2 protein-coding genes are annotated in these 2,569 nt (G+C 60.1%); one reads left to right on the top strand and one right to left on the bottom strand.

The window, feature by feature from the left end; genetic code table 11:
• Window positions 1–312: S1 RNA-binding domain-containing protein (locus EN914_RS31720; protein ID WP_127389516.1), on the bottom strand; the 312-nt coding region annotated here is incomplete at its 3' end.
• 653 nt (window positions 313–965) lie between these two features.
• Here EN914_RS31720 and EN914_RS31715 point away from each other — a divergent pair.
• Window positions 966–2,228, top strand: coding sequence for an N-acetylmuramoyl-L-alanine amidase (locus tag EN914_RS31715; RefSeq protein ID WP_024503888.1), 1,263 nt, complete (start codon window positions 966–968; stop codon window positions 2,226–2,228).
• Window positions 2,229–2,569 lie beyond the last annotated feature (341 nt).

Below are 2,569 nucleotides of genomic sequence, written 5' to 3'. Positions count from 1 at the left end.
GTCCTCGTTCTCCTCGTCCTCAGCCTCCTGCGCTTCCGCGCGCAGCAGTGCCTGACGATCGGCGACCGGAATCTGGTAGTAATCGGGGTGGATTTCACTGAAGGCGAGAAAACCGTGACGGTTGCCGCCATATTCGACAAAGGCTGCCTGAAGGGAGGGCTCTACGCGCGTTACGCGGGCTAGGTAGATGTTTCCTTTGAGCTGCTTCTTGTCCTGGGATTCAAAGTCGAATTCTTCAATACGGTTACCGCGTATGACGACAACGCGTGTTTCCTCCGGGTGGGAGGCGTCTATCAGCATTTTGTTGGGCATTATTTCGTTTCCCCCCGGCAGCCGTCAGCCGCAGCTTGCGAGGCAAAGCCTGCTGCTGCGTGTCTGGAATGTGGGTGCCGGATATTTGAACGTCCGTCGGCCGCCGCTTGAGCGCCATGGCGGTGCCGCCCGCAGCCATAATGGCGCGGTTTGATGCGGACCTTTCCATGATTGCGCTTGAAGCCATCGTCACCAACAGAACCTTTTGAACCAAAGCCCGGACGAACCGGACCAGCTTGTTTGCTCATACAGAGCCGGCACGGGAACAAACCCGGCCGTTTTCCTCACGCAGGCGATTCCCCCGCCACGGGAGCACGCCTGCGAAATTCGTCGCGATCACCTGAACCCTTTTCGCCTGAAGCGAAAGGAGCCGCCTTTACGTCTGACCCTGTAGCAAGAAGCTGCGGAGGAGGGCGGTTCCAGGATTGCAGTGATCCACCATCGCTTTTATGATTTGGCGGGGTGGAAGGCAACCCCGATTTCCGATGCCGGCAAAAAGCCGTCCCGTAGCGTAAAGCCAGGCTTGCGGCCCTGCATGAAAAGGCTTGGTTAACCTTCTCTGGATGCCAATCGTTAATCGAGTTCGCGGCCTAACCGGCATTCGACGAAACGACCGGGCGCCGGGCGCCAAACCGGGAGCGACTGCAAGAGAGATGGGATTGGCGGACTTCACAGACAAGGGACGTCGTGTCGGCGGCCGGATCCTGGCCGCTTTCTGCCTCTTGCTGCTGCTGGCGGCCTCATCCGTCTTGTCTTCAAATGCCAGTGCCGCCGACGCTCCGCTCGTGGCAAAAGGCTACAAGATGGCCGGCGATGCCACCAAGATGCGCATCGTCATGGATTTCGACCGCGAACCCGATATCAAATGGTTCCTGCTGCGTGGTCCCAACCGTCTTGTCATCGATCTCGCGAATACGAGGTTCGCCGTGGATGCCAAGGATTTGAAGGCGCGGGGCCTGGTCAAGGGCGTGCGCCTGGGCGAACTCGGCGAGGGCGTTTCGCGTCTGATCCTCACCGGCAAGGGACCCTTTGCCGTCGACAAGCTCGACGTGCTCAAGAACGAGGACGGAACCGGCTACCGCATTGCCATCGACATGTCGGCGGCATCCGAACGCGAGTTCGATGCCGCACTTGCCAATCAGGCGCTGACCACCGGATCGACCGTTTCGACCGACAAGGGAGGGCGGGTCGGCACCGGGCCGGTCTCCAATCCGGGCCATCGGTTCACCGTCGTCATCGACCCCGGCCATGGCGGCATCGACGGCGGTGCCGAGGGCCTGAACGGCACCATCGAAAAAAACGTCACGCTGGCCTTCGCCACGGAGCTGCGCGACAAACTCGCGGCCGTCGGCAATTACGATGTGTTCATGACGCGCGACACAGACGAATTCCTGCGTCTGGACGACCGCGTGCGCATTGCCCGTCAGCATGAGGCCGACCTGCTTATTTCGATCCATGCCGACACGATCAGCGTCAAGGGCATTCGCGGCGCCACCGTCTATACCGTCTCCGACAAGGCTTCGGACCCCGAGGCGCAGGCGCTTGCCGACCGTGAGAACCTCTCCGACCAGTTCGCCGGCATGGAAATCAAGAACGACAACAAGGAAGTCACCGACATCCTGATCGACCTGATCCGCCGCGAAACACACAATTTCTCGATGAGTTTCGCCCACACGCTGGTTGGCCAGTTGTCGACCAGCGTCGGTCTTATCAACAATCCGCAGCGCTCCGCGGGTTTCAAGGTGCTCAAGGCACCCGATGTGCCGTCGGTGCTGGTCGAACTCGGTTATCTCTCGAACGCCAAGGACGAGGCGCAGTTGCTCAATGCCGACTGGCGCGGCAAGGCAGCCCAGAGCATAACCAACGCCGTCGCGCTGTTCGCGTCGGCCAAGGCCGGATCGGGAACCGGAGGTTGACATGACCGGCGACGCCTGCAACCAGAGGCGGCGTTGCGCGACGACAACACCCAGTGCTTTTATTTCCGGCCAGCAGCCGTGAAATCAGGCATTGCCGTATTTTGTCCACATGGCGGCGACAAGGGTTTTCGATTACGGATTGGGACCGGCTCGAAAGCTTGCGTGAAAGGCGGCTTCGTTTAGGAAATTCCCGAACCAAGGACTGGAGCGGGTATGATTCGTCTCATTGGCTATTTTTTCGGCATCGGCACGACGCTGGCCCTTCTGGTCGCGGCGGGCGTTGCGATCTACATCGGCCATTTGTCGAAGGATCTGCCCGACTACGAGGTGCTGGCCAAATA

The sequence above is a fragment of the Mesorhizobium sp. M7A.F.Ca.CA.001.08.2.1 genome, from assembly GCF_003998455.1.
GTDB lineage: Bacteria > Pseudomonadota > Alphaproteobacteria > Rhizobiales > Rhizobiaceae > Mesorhizobium > Mesorhizobium ciceri.
This window is presented reverse-complemented; position numbering and strand designations above follow the sequence as displayed.

Coding starts and splice junctions, on each gene's coding strand:
- EN914_RS31715 (WP_024503888.1), top strand. CDS start 966: ATGGGATTGGCGGACTTCACAGACAAGGGACGTCGTGTCGGCGGCCGG.